The organism is Pontibacter cellulosilyticus (genome assembly GCF_014306105.1).
GTDB lineage: Bacteria > Bacteroidota > Bacteroidia > Cytophagales > Hymenobacteraceae > Pontibacter > Pontibacter cellulosilyticus.
In genome coordinates this window covers 1,001,155-1,016,208 of record NZ_JACRVF010000001.1, presented here as the reverse complement: position 1 = coordinate 1,016,208, position 15,054 = coordinate 1,001,155, and the positions used below count along the sequence as shown (strand labels likewise).

Annotated in this window: 17 protein-coding genes; 6 read left to right on the top strand and 11 right to left on the bottom strand. The window is 44.9% G+C overall.

All coding sequences use genetic code 11. The features are described from left to right. Nucleotides 1-33 precede the first annotated feature (33 nt). The gene (gene cphA, locus H8S84_RS04460) at nucleotides 34-2,661 is read left to right on the top strand and encodes a cyanophycin synthetase (protein WP_187066047.1); all 2,628 of its coding nucleotides are present in this window, start codon (nucleotides 34-36) and stop codon (nucleotides 2,659-2,661) included. Nucleotides 2,662-2,863: 202 nt separating this feature from the next. Here the strand turns inward: cphA and H8S84_RS04455 are convergent, their stop codons facing one another. Next, nucleotides 2,864-3,805 carry a hypothetical protein gene (locus tag H8S84_RS04455; protein WP_187066046.1) on the bottom strand — a complete coding sequence of 314 codons (942 nt, stop codon included), beginning with the start codon at nucleotides 3,803-3,805 and terminating at the stop codon, nucleotides 2,864-2,866. A 108-nt stretch (nucleotides 3,806-3,913) separates the two neighbouring features. On the opposite strand from H8S84_RS04455, the gene H8S84_RS04450 reads away from it, so the two are divergent. From H8S84_RS04450 to H8S84_RS04440, 3 genes are all read left to right on the top strand, one after another. Continuing rightward, nucleotides 3,914-4,504, top strand: coding sequence for a methyltransferase (locus H8S84_RS04450; RefSeq protein WP_187066045.1), 591 nt, complete (start codon nucleotides 3,914-3,916; stop codon nucleotides 4,502-4,504). 143 nt (nucleotides 4,505-4,647) lie between these two features. Next, nucleotides 4,648-5,457 carry a 3-deoxy-8-phosphooctulonate synthase gene (gene kdsA / locus H8S84_RS04445; protein WP_187066044.1) on the top strand — a complete coding sequence of 270 codons (810 nt, stop codon included), beginning with the start codon at nucleotides 4,648-4,650 and terminating at the stop codon, nucleotides 5,455-5,457. A 15-nt stretch (nucleotides 5,458-5,472) separates the two neighbouring features. Next, a complete protein-coding gene (locus H8S84_RS04440) occupies nucleotides 5,473-6,249 on the top strand; it encodes a DUF695 domain-containing protein (protein WP_187066043.1) in 777 nt (258 codons plus the stop codon). On the opposite strand, the gene H8S84_RS04435 is transcribed toward H8S84_RS04440, so the two are convergent. Continuing rightward, on the bottom strand, nucleotides 6,246-7,031 hold the full coding sequence (locus H8S84_RS04435; RefSeq protein WP_187066042.1) for an O-methyltransferase: 786 nt from the start codon (nucleotides 7,029-7,031) through the stop codon (nucleotides 6,246-6,248). The two genes, H8S84_RS04440 and H8S84_RS04435, sit on opposite strands and share 4 nt — an antisense overlap. Before the next feature lie 186 nt (nucleotides 7,032-7,217). Beyond that, on the bottom strand, nucleotides 7,218-7,604 hold the full coding sequence (gene apaG / locus H8S84_RS04430) for a Co2+/Mg2+ efflux protein ApaG (protein ID WP_187066041.1): 387 nt from the start codon (nucleotides 7,602-7,604) through the stop codon (nucleotides 7,218-7,220). 84 nt (nucleotides 7,605-7,688) lie between these two features. Here apaG and ung point away from each other — a divergent pair, with 84 nt between their 5' ends. Further along, nucleotides 7,689-8,351, top strand: a complete 663-nt coding sequence (gene ung, locus H8S84_RS04425; RefSeq protein WP_187066040.1) for a uracil-DNA glycosylase — start codon at nucleotides 7,689-7,691, stop codon at nucleotides 8,349-8,351. Between the two features lie 214 nt (nucleotides 8,352-8,565). Here the strand turns inward: ung and H8S84_RS04420 are convergent, their stop codons facing one another. Further along, on the bottom strand, nucleotides 8,566-9,336 hold the full coding sequence (locus tag H8S84_RS04420) for a LolA-like protein (protein WP_187066039.1): 771 nt from the start codon (nucleotides 9,334-9,336) through the stop codon (nucleotides 8,566-8,568). Nucleotides 9,337-9,448: 112 nt separating this feature from the next. Between H8S84_RS04420 and arsC the strand changes: the two genes are divergently transcribed. Next, nucleotides 9,449-9,790 carry an arsenate reductase (glutaredoxin) gene (gene arsC / locus H8S84_RS04415; protein ID WP_187066038.1) on the top strand — a complete coding sequence of 114 codons (342 nt, stop codon included), beginning with the start codon at nucleotides 9,449-9,451 and terminating at the stop codon, nucleotides 9,788-9,790. Between the two features lie 63 nt (nucleotides 9,791-9,853). On the opposite strand, the gene H8S84_RS04410 is transcribed toward arsC, so the two are convergent. From H8S84_RS04410 to H8S84_RS04380, 7 genes are all read right to left on the bottom strand, one after another. Then, a complete protein-coding gene (locus tag H8S84_RS04410; RefSeq protein ID WP_187066037.1) occupies nucleotides 9,854-10,300 on the bottom strand; it encodes a GNAT family N-acetyltransferase in 447 nt (148 codons plus the stop codon). A 53-nt stretch (nucleotides 10,301-10,353) separates the two neighbouring features. Further along, nucleotides 10,354-10,695 carry a hypothetical protein gene (locus tag H8S84_RS04405; protein ID WP_187066036.1) on the bottom strand — a complete coding sequence of 114 codons (342 nt, stop codon included), beginning with the start codon at nucleotides 10,693-10,695 and terminating at the stop codon, nucleotides 10,354-10,356. 307 nt (nucleotides 10,696-11,002) lie between these two features. Continuing rightward, nucleotides 11,003-11,404: a DUF1622 domain-containing protein gene (locus H8S84_RS04400; RefSeq protein ID WP_187066035.1), complete on the bottom strand. Its 402-nt coding sequence runs from the start codon at nucleotides 11,402-11,404 to the stop codon at nucleotides 11,003-11,005. A 224-nt stretch (nucleotides 11,405-11,628) separates the two neighbouring features. Then, nucleotides 11,629-12,729: a signal peptidase I gene (gene lepB, locus H8S84_RS04395; protein ID WP_187066034.1), complete on the bottom strand. Its 1,101-nt coding sequence runs from the start codon at nucleotides 12,727-12,729 to the stop codon at nucleotides 11,629-11,631. A 15-nt stretch (nucleotides 12,730-12,744) separates the two neighbouring features. Then, a complete protein-coding gene (gene dapB / locus H8S84_RS04390; RefSeq protein ID WP_187066033.1) occupies nucleotides 12,745-13,461 on the bottom strand; it encodes a 4-hydroxy-tetrahydrodipicolinate reductase in 717 nt (238 codons plus the stop codon). After that, nucleotides 13,458-14,117: a DUF5683 domain-containing protein gene (locus H8S84_RS04385; protein WP_222621569.1), complete on the bottom strand. Its 660-nt coding sequence runs from the start codon at nucleotides 14,115-14,117 to the stop codon at nucleotides 13,458-13,460. Before H8S84_RS04385 ends, dapB begins: the two co-directional genes overlap by 4 nt. Before the next feature lie 7 nt (nucleotides 14,118-14,124). Then, nucleotides 14,125-15,042 (bottom strand): ParB/RepB/Spo0J family partition protein, encoded by a 918-nt coding sequence (locus H8S84_RS04380; protein WP_187066032.1) that lies wholly within the window; start codon nucleotides 15,040-15,042, stop codon nucleotides 14,125-14,127. Between the last annotated feature and the right edge of the window lie 12 nt (nucleotides 15,043-15,054).

Below are 15,054 nucleotides of genomic sequence, written 5' to 3'. Positions count from 1 at the left end.
AAAACAGCAATGCTTACGCAGACTTACTGACACATGAAAATTATAGATTTGCGCGTGATGCGCGGGCCGAACTATTGGTCGGTGAAGCACCCCAAGATCATCGTTCTGAAACTGGCTTTAGAAGATCTTAGCCAGACCTTAACAAACCAGTTACCTCATTTTTGCGAACGCTTAAAGAAGACTTTTCCGGGTATGGTTAGCCACCGGGCTACAGAAGGAGTAGAAGGAGGCTTTTTTAAAACTGTGGAGGAAGGCACCACCATAGGACATGTGGTGCAGCACATAGCGCTTGAACTACAGACCCTGGCCGGAATGGAGTCAGGTTTTGGCCGCTGCTATCCTGGCAAAGGAGAAGGGCAGCAGCTTGTGATCTTTTCTTACCAGGAAGAACGGGCCGGGGAGTATGCCGCCTACGCCGCCGTTCGCATTACAGAGGCTCTCATAAAAGGCGAAAAGTATAAACTGGCCGAAGATATAAGCCGGCTGCACGACATCAGGGAAGATGAGTATTTCGGCCCTAGTACTTACTCAATCGTTTCGGAGGCTGTAAGCCGCGGTATACCATACATCAGGCTCAACCGTCATTCGCTTATCCAGTTAGGTTATGGCGTTAATCAGAAGCGCATACAGGCAACCATGACGGGGCGAACTGCCTGTTTCGCCGTGGAGATAGCCGGCGATAAAAATGCAACGAAGGCCATGTTGGAGGATGCTGGCATACCGGTGCCAAAAGGAACCACCATCAGGACGCAGGAAGAGCTGAAGCGAGCTATAGATTGGCTGGGTTTCCCGCTGGTAACAAAGCCACTGGATGGCAACCACGGTAAAGGTGCTACAATCAACATTACCAATCTAAAAGATGCCCAGCGGGGATTTGCAGAGGCGCAGGCTTTCTCAGAAGAAGTAATTGTGGAGCAATACATCAGTGGCTTCGACTTTAGATTGCTGGTGATAAACGGCAAATTTGTGGCAGCGGCAAAACGAACGCCTGCCATGGTAACAGGAGATGGCACCTCCACCATTAAACAGCTAATTGAGCGGGAAAACAAAGACCCACGTCGCGGCATCGGTCACGAAAAGGTGCTCACTAAGATAAAAATAGACAAGCACACCCAGAACATTCTCAAAAGCCACAACCTGACAACACAATCGGTGCTGCCGGCTGGGGAGGAGTTGTACCTTAAATCTACTGCTAACATTAGCACAGGTGGTACAGCCACAGATGTAACAGACTTAATTGATCCATACAATATTCTGATGGCTGAACGCATAGCTGGCCTGATCGGGCTGGATATATGTGGTATAGATGTAATGACGACTGACATTGCCATCCCGCTAAACGAAGCCCGTGGTGCTGTGCTGGAAGTTAATGCTGCGCCTGGCTTCCGGATGCATATCTCCCCAACCTATGGCCTGCCCCGGAATGTGGCCGAGCCTGTGGTAGATATGCTCTTCCCGAGAGGTACACCTGCACGCATTCCAATTATTGCTGTAACAGGTACCAACGGTAAGACCACAACCACCCGCCTGATTGCCCATATGGTAAAAGGGAAGGGCTACCAGGTTGGCTATACTACAACAGACGGTATATACATCCAGGATAAGCTACTCGAAAAAGGCGACACTACTGGCTCTTACAGCGCAGAGTTTGTGCTAAAAGACCCTACCGTAAACTTTGCTGTGTTAGAGTGTGCCCGGGGTGGACTACTGCGATCAGGTTTAGGCTTTCAGCAGTGCGATATCGGTATTGTAACGAATGTAAGCTCCGACCATTTGGGTATCGGTGATATTGACACGCTGGAGGAACTGGCAAAGCTAAAATCAGTTATCCCGAAAAGCGTAAGCAAAGACGGCTATGCCATACTAAATGCCGACGACGATCTGGTTTATGCCATGGCTGAGGAGGTGGAGTGTAAGGTAGCCTTCTTTAGTATGGATGAGAGCAACCCACGCATTCTGAAGCACATTGCAAAGGGCGGGTTGGCAGCTGTATTTGAAAACGGGTATATCTCCATCTTTAAAAACAGCTATAAGATCAGGATAGACCGTGTGGCAGATGTGCCGTTAACCTTTGGAGGAAAGGCCAGATTTAACATCGAGAATATTTTGGCTGCAACATTAGCAGGATATATATCACATTTCGATGTTCAAGATATTAAAACCTCACTTCGTACGTTCATACCATCACCAAGCAAGACGCCGGGCCGTATGAACCTATTCAAGTTCCCGCAGTTTGAGGTGCTAGTAGACTATGCGCACAATGCGGGTGGGCTTAAGGCAATAGGTGATTTTATGAATGCGCTGGATGCCACCAAAAAAGTTGGAATTGTGGCTGGCGTTGGAGATCGCCGCACAGAAGATTTTTATGAGATAGGTCGTGTAGCAGGCGAGGCGTTCGACGAGATCATAGTAAGGCTGGATGCTGACCTGCGGGGTAAAACGGCAGAAGAGATATCCGGACCAATATTACAAGGAATAGAAGATGTTGCTCCTGGAAAAAATGTAAAGCTGATACCGGAAGAGATGCGTGCCATTGCCTATGCGCTGGAGCACGGAGAGCCAGGTTCGTTTATCGCCATTTTCACGGAAGATGTACACGAGTCGGTAAGAATGGTTGAAAGCTTCAAAGTTATTCAGGATCGAAAGATTCTTGTTGATTAATTCTAACGTTCGCGTTAGAGCTGTTTTTTACATGTGAACGATGGACTAAAGCCTCACCCTCAGGAGTGGGGCTTTTTTTATGCTTTAAGCTGAGGTATAAGTATAAACGTTTCTAACGTTAGGAGAACAGATCTGTACTTGGATAGCATAAAAAAAGCCCCTGCTAAGAGCAGAGGCTTTCCTGAACTAAGGTTTAAAGCTGTTATTTAAGCACGAAGTTCGTTTTCCCTATCAAAAAGCCATCAGAGTATAATTCAATGGTATGCTGGCCTTTTTTATACTCAGCATTCTTATCATACAAAAAGCTTAACTGCTGCTGCGTATTATCAAAAACAAAATCACGCTTGGCTGTATAATACATTCCTTCTCCGTCGACATCAAAAGAACCGCCACCCATAGAAAGGTTGTACAATGCAGCGCCGTCAGGCTCGATTAAACGCATGTATACGGTCTTAGGTTCTTTGGGAGCTACATCATTTTTAGCCAGCTTAAATGCAACACGAATTTTGTCTACACGCTTAGCACGGTACTCGTTGTCATCGTCTTCTTTCTCTTTGCCGCGCTGGTTTATAATATTTACCTGGATGTTCTGCGCCTCAAGCCTTGAAGCCACCTTTACTTTTTCTGAAAGGTCTTTGTTTGTGGTCTTCATAGTAGTAAGGCTGTCTGTAAGGCGATTTTGCGTTACTTTAAGGCCTGTGTTCTCCGTATAAAGCACTTCATTATCCTCCTTCAGTCTAGCTATCTCAGCGTCTTTTTCCTTCAATTGCTTTTCAAAGGCAGACGCTCTGTCGCGGAAGCGGCGCTGGTCTGCCAGGCTATAGCTGCTTTTTCTGAAGCCGCGCAGTTGGTTAAGGTCGGCGTTGATGGCAGCAATTTTAGCTTCCAGCGAGTCGTTCTCCAGGCCCATTGCCTGTAACTCCTGGCTTTGGCGCTCAAAATCTGACTTCAGTGCCTCGTATACTTTAATCTGGTTTTCCAACTCACTGTTTTTTACCCGGATGATCTCTTCCTGCTCTTCGGTCTTCTCCTTTTTCTGATAGTTCATGTAAATGAGAATGCCATTGATACTCAGTAGGACAACAAGAAGGCCCCCGATCAACAGTTTGCGGTTGCTTCTATTTTCAGGAGTGTTTACTGACATATGTAAGGGTTTAGGTTAAATTATTTTCTTAAGAAAAATCTGTATTTTGAGCGGTAGTGACTGATGTAAGATTCAAATATAAAACTTTTGCGCTATAAACAAATCAGCATGGAGCAAGATTTTAACGCTGCCTATTGGCAAGAACGCTATACGCAGAACAACACGGGCTGGGATACCGGAAGCATAACGCCGCCACTCAAAAATTATTTTGATCAACTGCAAAACAAAGCTATACGCATACTTATTCCAGGCTGTGGCAATGCATATGAGGCCGAGTATCTGTTCAGAAACGGATTCGAAAATGTGTATTTAGTTGATGTTGCTCCAGCGCCTCTGCGAAACTTTGCTCAACGGGTACCAGAGTTTCCGGAGGAGCAACTGCTGCACCAAGATTTTTTCGAACTGGAAGGCAAGTATGATCTTATTGTAGAGCAAACTTTTTTCTGTGCTCTGGATCCGGCATTACGTGCTGCATATACCGAGAAAATGGCCTCATTGCTGGCTCCTGGCGGTAAGCTGGTAGGTCTGCTCTTCGATACTACTTTCCAAAAGCCGGGGCCGCCATTTGGGGGCAACCGGGAAGAGTATAGAACATACTTCGAGCTATACTTCAATTTTATACTCTTTGAAACCGCCTATAACTCTATTCCACCAAGGCAAGGGAATGAGCTGTTTATAATTCTAGAGTTAAAAAACTAGAAGTCCGATGCAGCTTTATCAGTTATACTTAATAAATAAGCTTATACCAGAGCTGAAACTCATAATTCTTAATTACTAATTCATAATTCATTATTACCTACCTACCTTTGCAGAGCCAAGAGGCTTTAACCAAGTATACTATTATGTTTGAGATACCTAAATTAAAACATACTACCAGCGGTAACTTCTTTTTGATGGCCGGCCCATGTGCCATTGAAGGCGAAGAAATGGCGCTTCAAATAGCTGAAAGGCTCGTGAGCTTGTCGGATAAGCTGCAGGTGCCGTTAATCTTTAAAGGATCTTACCGCAAAGCAAACCGTTCGAGGCTAGACTCTTTTACAGGCATTGGAGATGAAAAGGCGCTGCGCATACTACAAAAAGTAGGGCAGGAGTTCGATTTGCCTACTGTAACAGATATTCACGAAACAGAAGAGGCCGCCATGGCTGCTGAATTTGTGGATGTGCTGCAAATACCGGCTTTCCTGTGTCGCCAAACAGATTTACTGGTTGCGGCTGCTAACACAGGCAAAGTAGTTAATGTTAAAAAAGGCCAGTTTTTATCGGGTGAGGCCATGCGTTTTGCCGTAGATAAAATAAGACAGTCCGGCAACGACAAGGTTATACTTACAGACAGAGGTAACAGCTTTGGTTACTCCGACCTGGTAGTGGATTTCCGTAATCTGCCGGAAATGCAGTCTAACAATGTGCCTGTGGTGATGGATGTGACACACTCACTGCAGCAGCCGAACCAAAGCTCTGGGGTTACAGGCGGTAAGCCGGCTTTGATCGAAACCATTGCAAAAGCAGCTATAGCAGTAGGAGCAGACGGCTTGTTTATAGAAACGCATCCGCAGCCAAGTATAGCCAAGTCAGACGGAGCCAATATGCTGCCTTTAGACCAACTGGAGGACCTGCTTACAAAGCTTATTAGAATCAGACAGGCAATCCGTTAGGCGGTAAAATAAAAAATGAGAAGTATGGACAGTGCCTACCAAGCCGATTGGGACGTTTACTTTTGCTACCTGGAGGATACTCCGGCCTTTATCAGCGTGGACCTGGGCCTGTACTCGCTTGCTCCGCTGCCCGATAAGCCTCACCTGATCGAGGTGGTTGCTGGTTTGCTTACCACGAATGATGATGGCTTTCCGGATAATGAGGAATGGGCAAAGCTGGAGGAGATCGAGGATATGCTCGTTAACAGCTTTGAGGAGAAACTGGAGGCAACGTTTGTTGGTAAAACCCTGAATAGCGGCCGCAGGGCCTTATACTTTTACAGCGGCGACACCCTGCTGGTAGAGCAGATGGTGGATGAACTACGCACGCATTTCCCTGAATATACTTTTGATCATCAGATAACCGAAGATCCTACCTGGGAAGTATACTTTGAGTTCCTTTTCCCGGACGAAGAAAGCCTGCTGCGCATCCAGAACAACAAGATATTGCAACTGCTGGAGGAACAGGGAGACCAATCGTATGTGCCGCGTAAGATCACTTATACTTTATACTTCAGATCTGCCACTGATAGGGCCGCTGCAAAGGATGAAGTTCTAAACTCTGATTTTGAGGTAGAGGCAGAGGATGAAGAAGAAAACCATGAGCTTCCTTATCGACTGGTGCTGTCAAACCAAAGCAAAGCTGACGAGGAGTCTATTTACCTGGTTACCGAAATGCTTATGCAGCTGGCCATAAAAAACGACGGAGAGTTTGATGGCTGGGAAACGCAGATCGTGCAGGAAAACGACTAAAAGTATAATGTAAAGTTCTCCTTTGGCTGCGAAGTCCGGAAGAAGACCAGGCCTACATAGAAAAGATCAACAGTTTGAAGCACCTGCGGGTGCTTCTTTATTTCCTGCCAGGCACGTTTCATCTCCGCAGACCAGTATAAGTCATCAACCACAAAAACACTGCGTTCGTGGTGTTTGGTAAGGCAAAGGTTAAAGTAGCGCATGGTAGGCTCGTAACGGTGATTGCCGTCAAAAAAGGCAAAGTCTAGTTGCTGTACCTGCGCTACCTGCGCTGGCAGGGTGGTATCCAGATTGCCGTTTATCAGCTGTACATTTTCCAGCCCAAGTTTCTTAAAGTTCTGCGTTGCCACGTGCGCAATGTTAGGGCATCCCTCAAAAGTATAAACCTTGCCTTCTTTTCGTGCAGAGGCAATATAGCTGGTTGTAATGCCTAAGGAGGTGCCTAAATCGAAAATGGTGTTAGGCTGAAAGTAGTTGACCAGCCTGAAAAGCAACTGCCCGTACTTTGCCGGCTTTGCCGAAGCGCTGACAATGTCTTTTACAAACCTTGTATGCTTGTTGCCGGCTTTGGGACCCGCACCAAAATCAGTTACCTCCAGTTTAGCATTGTCTTGCAGTAAGTCTTCACGCAGGTTTTCTACCAGGTCGTAAGCCGCAAAGTGCCCGTCATGCTGAATTACATGGTGATACAGGTCGAAAATGAAAGGGGAGTGCACGCCGTGCAGCTTAAAGGCTTTTGCTCTGTAAATTGGGTAGTTGGCAGCTAGGTGGTAGGGGAGCACTAATCTAAATGTTGCTGGTTGATTTTAAACTGTTAGATTTTTATTGGGGTGATGATTCATACTTTTTGATGCAGGAGTAGCCGTTATACTTTGTCACTCTGAGCAACTCGAGAAATGACAGTGATCATATTCTCGGTTAAACAAGCAATTTAACCACTTAACTATCACCTATTGTATAACGAAACATTAATTCAGCTTATAAGGCACGATCAGGTTAAATTCAGGAATGGTCACGTCAAACTGTTTGCCATCTACCATGCGCTCCATTAAATAGGTACCACGCATTTTACCCATACCTGTTTTCAGGTTGCACCCCGACACATACTCATGCGACTCACCGGGTTCTAGTACCGGTTGCTGCCCTACTACGCCTTCGCCTTCTACCTCGCGTACTACACCAGTGGCATCGTGGATGTACCAATGCCGGCGCAATAGCTTAACTGTAAACTCAGAATTATTTTCTATACTTATCTTGTAGGCAAATACATAATGCTGCTGCACAGGACTGGAATAGTCTGGAAGGTAATTGGTGGTAACCGTAACTTTTACACCTTCAGTTGTTTTTGTATCCATGTTACAGAGTTTTTTGTATACTTAGAAACCATTAAAGAAAGTGATGGTTTCATTTTTTTACCAAACCCACTACCCCTAACGCTCATGAATGTAAAGATAGAAGAAAGCTGGCAAAATGTGCTGCAAGATGAATTTGAAAAACCGTATTTCAAAAATCTTGTCTCTTTTGTTAAAGACGAATACACATCTCAAAAAGTTTACCCGGCAGGTAATCAGATATTCAAGGCTTTTGAGATGTGCCCTTTTGATGAGGTAAAGGTCGTGATCCTGGGGCAGGACCCATACCATGGGCCGAACCAGGCAAACGGACTGGCTTTTTCTGTAAGCGACACTGTACGCACGCCTCCATCCCTCATCAACATCTTTAAAGAGATCAAAAGCGACTTAGGAAAAGACGTACCTGCCACCGGTAACCTGGAGCGTTGGGCGAAGCAGGGGGTGTTACTCCTTAATGCTACTTTAACAGTTAGGGCCGGTAACGCCGGATCGCATCAGAAGAAAGGGTGGGAGGAGTTTACGGATGCCGTGGTGCAGAAGGTAAACGAGAAAAAAGAAAACGTTGTGTTTATGCTCTGGGGCGCCTATGCACAGAAAAAAGGCGCTTTTATTGACGAGCGTAAACACCTGGTACTAAAATCGGCACATCCATCACCATTTGCTGCTGATAGGGGCTTTTTTGGAAACAGGCACTTTAGTAAAGCAAATAACTACTTGGTAGATAACGGTAAAGAACCAATCGACTGGTAATAGTTTAGAGCCTCTCTTTGCTCCAACAGGTGAATACAATCTCAGCAATTAAGGATTTAAATTTTTTTGTTGTCACCTCGAACATCAAAAGAGATCTTCATAGTATTCAAATACACTAATCTTAAATAGATTTCTCAAGGTGTTCGAGATGACAGTTTATGCCTTTGCTTGAGTGCAGCAATAAGCTGTGGCACCAGCAAAGTATAGCTTTAAACTACCATTTAGTACTGGCAAACTGGGCCGGGTCGTACCAGGCTTTGTTCATCGCCTTCGGGAAGCGCATGTTAAAGTACTCTTCGCGCATAGTTGTCTTGCCATCTGTTTTAAAGATGATCTCTGTTGCCACCCATTTCCCTTCTATTTTCTGGTAATTGTTTACCTCTACATCGCGTGGTGTACCTTTAGGGTTAGTTAAAACACGTACAATGTACAGTCTTTCCTTGTCCACCCAGAATTGCGGTGTCGTATTGTCAGAAGCATCTGTAGTGCCCACCACATAGGCATCACGGCCCTGCCACTTAGCTTCTGTCATTTTCGAAAGATCGAAGCCGGTCTTTTCCAGTTTTTGCTTCGTTATTTCTGGCTGTAGAAAATATACATCAAAGCATAGCAGCAGGAGCGGATGGATCTGGAATGATTTACCCTGCAGCTGATTATTCTTGAAAGTATAAAGTGAGTCTTCTCTGAAAATTACGCCGTTGCCGCTCTCAAAGCCATTAAACCGGATGCCCAAGTAGCCGGGTTGGCTGTATACTTCTTGCCATACTTCTTCTTTGGTTATTTTATCGCCTTCGTAATAGATGGCACGCTGGTCGAAGGCAAAGTTAGGATACCACTTTTTATGCCAGCGGCTGTGCATGGCCTGTACCAGTTCAGTGCCGTTCATAATGGATTTGCTTTTGTTAGCAGGCGTAAAGGCCCAAAGGCTTAGGCTGGCAAAGCAAAGGCAAAGTATACCCGCCCAATTAAGTAAGGTGTTTTTCATAGAATGTTGATTGGTTAAGGCGGTAAGTTACAAAAAAGTGCAGGACAGGAGCTATACTTTATTGCGAAGCCTGGTGCTTATTTATTAATTTAGAACAACAAAAAATAGCATAATGATCAAGATCTACCATAACCCCCGTTGCAGCAAAAGCCGCCAGACATTGGAAATTATACAGAACTCCGGACAGCAACCTGAGGTAGTGGAGTACCTTAAAACTCCGCCAACTGCCAGCGAACTAAAAGAACTGTTGCAAATGCTGAACCTTAAGCCGGAGCAACTGCTGCGAATAGGGGAGCAATTGTATAAGGACAAGTATAAAAATGAGCAGCTTTCTGACGAAGAACTGATACAGGTAATGGCTGAGAATCCGGTGCTGATTGAGCGGCCTATTGTAGTAAAAGATAACAAAGCCGTGCTTGGCCGGCCGCCTGAAAATGTGCTGGATATACTTTAAGCCACTTTAAGAAGTATAGCTTAACAACACCTTGGCGGCTCCATTAGCTGGTTTCTGGAGCGGCTAAAGCGTGTTTAATGGCATCTTCATCTGATACAGGTCAAAGCCCTTAGCCCAGTAGTCTTTATCGACCAGTTCCAGGTCAAACCCCATCTTTTCATAAAATCTGTAGACCAACTGCGATGTTCTTACCTGTATAGTTTTGATACTGGGAATAGCCTTTATGTGGTTGATTCTATGCGTCAGCAGCTTTCGGCCTATGCCTTTCCCCTGATGCTCCGGATGAACTATGTCCCAGGAGATACGGGTAAGGTTAGTATCGTAGAAGTAATTAATCCCTCCAGCACCCAATATTTTGTTTTCGTCTTCGAAAACAAAGTAGTCTTCAAGATGCTTATCGAGGTACTCTACAAAGTCTGCTTCCTCTGTTTCAGCAAAGTATTGCGGAATATTAAGTTGTAACAAAGCAACAAGCTGTGCTTTGTCTTCGGGCAGGTAAGGACGGATCATACTATTTATCTGATTGCTGAAGTAATTTCAGGCCAATTTAAGATAAATTGATACTAGTTGCTACCCTCAAAGGTGGCCACATGGGAATATTTTAGCCCTCTGTTTTTTCGGTATACCTTAAGACTAAGGCTATTTGGAGATTTAGCTATAGAGTCGCCTACAAAAAGTAACTCCTTCTCTGTATTAAGGTTAAAAGAAGAAGCCCAGAAGTATGATTCATCATACATATACTGGTAGCCTCCTCGATTGAAATGTGCAACATCTGTAATAACTGAGTTTATTTTATTTTCTACCAGTCTTTTACTGTACAGATAGTTGTCTATGTAGAGTCCTGACACAAAAGTCAGGCTCAGAAAAGCAATAAGGGCCAGCATGGTCAGCGGATAGCTTTTCATCTTTTTCTACTCTAAAATTCTTTTTATCACCAGTTGAGGAATGTACACTTACTGTAATGGCCAATTATGCATATTACCAGTAGGAGACTGAAAAATGCAAACTTTGTACCGTCAAGAGTAAATCTATAGCTAATATAACAACCTTAAAGTATGTGCAGCAAGTATTTAGGTTAAAATATTTTGTATTTTTTTGATGTTAAAACAATAGATAGGTATAGGTTAAATGTATCATACATTCTGTGTTTAGCCAGTAATTAAAATATATTTATTTACCCCGGGCGCTGCCATGTTTGAACTATCCTATGAATTATCTATTTGATTTTTTGTCAGCTTCTGGTCCGAGTTCAAGGTGATCAGACCTATCTGGAGCTTTATAAGTTTGCCACGGAAACTTACCTTCCAGTTCTACTTGTAGCGACAAGCTCAGAAATGTTCTTATCAAAACAATTAAGCCTAATGTTAGTACTTTCTGTAGTGTAGGTTCTGTTACTACAGTAGCAATTATATCTGCGGCTACCAAAATTTCAAGACCCAGAAGTATAGCTTTACCCAAATCTTGACGCAGTTGTTTGTATGATTTTGTTTGTGATTGAAAGATTGGGAAGAAAAAGCGGATGAGTGCAAAAAAAGCACCTAAGGCTATAATCACAACTCCCATGGCCTCAATGACCTGTGCGATGTACTCAATATAAAGTCTTAAGCTTTCCATTCAACGATATATAAGTATAATCTACCAGCGCTTTAAACAGAGAAAAATGCTTACCTGCTACAACGGTTTAAAAGAAGGAGATGTTATAAAATTGCTTTTCTGAGTAAACCAAACTACATTTTAATTCTATTATAGCGTCTTTACTATAGTTTTGGTTGAACCAGCTTAAAAACAAAAGAGCCAGACTGTTTAAGTCTGGCTCTTTTGTTTTATGAAATATAAGCTTAGTCTATGATATTAAAGATACGGCCCCAGCGAACTTTGCTCAGGAAGCTGCCATTTGGATCAGTAGACATCCAGATCATCACGGCCTTGCCTACCACGTGGTCCTCAGGCACAAATCCCCAATAGCGAGAATCGAGGGAATTGTGGCGATTATCGCCCATCATAAAGTAGTAGTTCTGCTTGAAAGTATACTGGCTCACCTGTTTGCCGTCGATGAAGAGCTTGCCGTCTCTTACCTCAGCGTTCTCGTTATGCTCATACTTCAGGATCACACGTTCGTATAGCGGCAGCGTCTGCTCGTTAATAGCTACCGTGGCGCCCTCTTTCGGGATATACAGCGGTCCGAAGTTGTCTTTATTCCATTCATACTTGCTTGGCACGTGCGGGAATACTTCCGGATCGCCTTTGCCAGGTATATCTTTCAAAAGCATAGTTTCTTTTACAAAACCAAGAGTTGCAAGCTCTTTTGCTTTCTCCGGAGATGTATCGATTATATAGCCGCCCTGCCAGCGGGTAACGTCTGTAATGTCGCGGTCCAGGAAGAACTTCTCGTTCAAGAAACTATCCGTAGATAGAAAGTACTTATACTGCATGTTCTCCGGGTTCTCTATTGGTTTGCCGTTGATGTACACCTGCATATCACGGATCGAGATGGTGTCGCCGGCAATACCGATAGCACGTTTTATGTAGTTTGTGCGCAGGTCGGCAGGGTGCTCGTCTTCGGGAGGGTAGTTAAACACCACCACATCGCCACGGCTTACCTCCGAGAACCCAGGCAAACGATATGAGTCTAATTGAATTGCATCGGAATAGGAGGGGATGTTGGTACCCCAGATGGTTTGGTGCGTAAGTGGCACCTGCAGCGGTGTGATTGGTGTACGCGGCCCATAATGCAACTTGCTTACAAACAGGAAATCGCCTACTAGTAACGACTTCTCCATAGAAGGGGTAGGGATGGTATACGCCTCAAAAGTCGCCCAGCGTATTAAGCTAGCCGCAATCACGGCAAAAAGAATCGCATCACCCCATTCACGGGCAAAGCTTTTTTTCTTTTTAGGCTCTTTGGTTACAGGTTTCTTCTCCCAGAATTTTACATTCATCAGTAAGTGCTAAAGTTACAGGTTAAGCATGTCTTTCATACCATAAACGCCCTGGCGGCCTACTATCCACTCAGCGGCCATTACAGCGCCTTCGGCAAATCCAGCGCGACTGTGGGCAATGTGGCCGAGTTCGATCTGGTCTACTTCTGAGCTGTAGGTAACAATATGTGTGCCCACTACATCAGGTTCACGCTCCGAAGCAATGTTTAATTTACCTTTTTCTTCCGGAATATCAGCAACCCAACCATTCAAATTCTTGTAGCTGGCAAGTATACCTTCGGCAGCTGTAATGCCGGTACCGCTTGGCTTGTCAACTTTCTGCAGGTGGTGGATTTCACGTATAGCCACTTCATATTCTTTATACTCCTGCATTTTGCTGGCAATATACTCGTTAAAGTGGAAGAACAGGTTTACACCCACGCTGTAATTAGATGCATAAAAGAAGGCACCTTTGTTCTGTTCGCAAAGCTGTTTTGCATCCTCAAACTTTTCGAGCCAGCCAGTGGAGCCGGAAACTACCGGAATGCCGTTGTTAAGGCAGTAAGAAATATTGCCGAAAGCAGCTTCCGGGTGCGTAAATTCAATGGCAGCATCGGTATTGCTTCCGTTGTAGTTCTGCAAGTCATCAGTGTTGTGGTGGTCTATCTTGCCTACAATGGTGTGGCCTTTAGCCTGGGCCATCTGCTCAATGGTTTTGCCCATTTTGCCATAGCCAATCAAAAGTATCTTCATTTCGAGTTAGAGTATAAAACAAGCGTTACACCCGGCGCCATACTATAAGGATTGCCTTGTGCAGGAATTAATCCTGGTTGTACTTGAAGGGATAAATCTTCGCTTATATCAAAATCTTTCAGGTGTGCGTGAACATATGCTTCCGCTACGTTAAGTCCCCAGGCTAAAACCGAGAGCATTATGGTCAGGTCACGATTACGGCGGTAAAAGTCACGGCTGTAACGCAGGTTTTCTGTGCCTCGTTGCGTGAGTACCCCATTTTGAGGACTATAAACGCCGTAGATACGGCTGTTTACATAAACATCGCTTGAATCGCGGTTTCGCAAAATAAGCGCCTGCCTGAAGTCCTGGTAATTTTTGTTATTATCAATCAGGAAGTATCCTAACACGGCCCCTGTTGCATAAATAATTGGGACTTTCCAGTAGGCTTTATTGTATACCTGGCCGGCGCCGGGTATAACCGCAGAAAATAAGGCTGCCTTAGCAGGTTTGTCCCATGTGCTTAGAAAGAAGCGTTTTTGAGCAGTGTCAGGTGATGCTATAACCACCGGCACCGAGTCCTGACCGACAGTAACTATCTGGGCAGAAACAGTAGCAGGGGAAAAGTATGAAAGTATACTTAGCAGGAAAGCCGTAACACTGATTCGTAGCTTCATGTGGGCTTTAGTAGTTAAGTATTTCTAAAATACGGTTTAGCTCATCTACCGAAACAAACGGGATTTTGATCTCGCCCTTACCTTCGTTGTTTGCCTTTACCTGAATTTTAGTACCGAACTGCGACGTGAGTTTCGACTCCACCGTTTTCAGTTCATCGTCATACTTGTTAAACTGTAGCTTCTGCTGGTTATCTGGTTTCTTCTTGGCATTCTGCAGGTTACGCACCAGTTCCTCTACTTTTCTAACAGAAAGTTCCTTGGCCACTACCTCTTTAAACACATCCAGCTGCTGCTCAATAGTGTCGATGTTGATCAGCGCACGCGCATGGCCCATGCTGATGATGTTGTCGCGCAGGGCGATCTGGATATCCGGTGGAAGCTTAAGAAGGCGCAGGTAGTTGGTTACAGTCGTACGTTTTTTGCCTACACGGTCACCCAGTTCTTCCTGCTTTAGGCTGCATTCGGTTAACAGGCGCTGATAGGAGAGGGCAATCTCGATGGCATTCAGGTTCTCGCGCTGAATGTTCTCGATTAGAGCCATTTCCAGCATCTGCTGATCGTCGGCCTTGCGGATGTAAGCTGGTATTACCTCTAAGCCAGCAATTTTTGCGGCTTGGTAACGGCGCTCACCGGAAATTAGCTGGAACGTGTTCTGGTCCAGTTGGCGAACAGTAATAGGCTGAATAATGCCTTGTATTTTGATAGACTCTGCCAACTCTTCCAGTGCCGCCTGATCAAAATGCGTGCGCGGCTGGTAAGGGTTAGTCTGGATCTGGCTAATGGCTATATCTGCGATAGTATTAACTTCGTTAGCGGTGGTTGATGACTCAGTTTTTCCGGTGTATTTGTTGCCCTCCAGGAGAGAGCCCAGGCCTCTGCCGAGGCCGCCTTTGCGTTTTGCTGCTGAATTCTTGTTGTCGGACATGTAATCGTAATG